Genomic DNA, 258 nt, shown 5'->3' with positions numbered 1-258 from the left:
GCGGACGTGGCTCAGCGGTAGAGCATCGCCTTGCCAAGGCGAGGGTCGCGGGTTCGATTCCCGTCGTCCGCTCCATTATCCATACGGCGCCATAGCCAAGTGGTAAGGCAAAGCTCTGCAAAAGCTTCATCCCCAGTTCAAATCTGGGTGGCGCCTTGACTACTCATTATGGAATTTAATATGCGCCCTTAGCTCAGCTGGATAGAGCGTTTGACTACGAATCAAAAGGCCGGGAGTTCGAATCTCTCAGGGCGCGCC

General features: G+C 55.4%; 3 tRNA genes. All 3 read left to right on the top strand.

From position 1 onward, the window contains the following. The 3 genes from G9G53_RS26035 to G9G53_RS26025 all read left to right on the top strand — a co-directional run bounded on the left by G9G53_RS26035 (position 1) and on the right by G9G53_RS26025 (position 256). Positions 1–75: transfer RNA gene (locus tag G9G53_RS26035), tRNA-Gly, on the top strand. Positions 76–85: 10 nt separating this feature from the next. Next, positions 86–156: transfer RNA gene (locus tag G9G53_RS26030), tRNA-Cys, on the top strand. A gap of 26 nt (positions 157–182) precedes the next feature. Further along, positions 183–256: transfer RNA gene (locus tag G9G53_RS26025), tRNA-Arg, on the top strand. Positions 257–258 lie beyond the last annotated feature (2 nt).

This window comes from Paenibacillus sp. EKM206P (assembly GCF_011066155.1).
Taxonomy (GTDB): Bacteria; Bacillota; Bacilli; order Paenibacillales; family Paenibacillaceae; genus Paenibacillus; species Paenibacillus polymyxa_D.
Note: the sequence above shows the minus strand (reverse complement) of the source record. Positions and strands in the feature narration are given on the sequence as shown.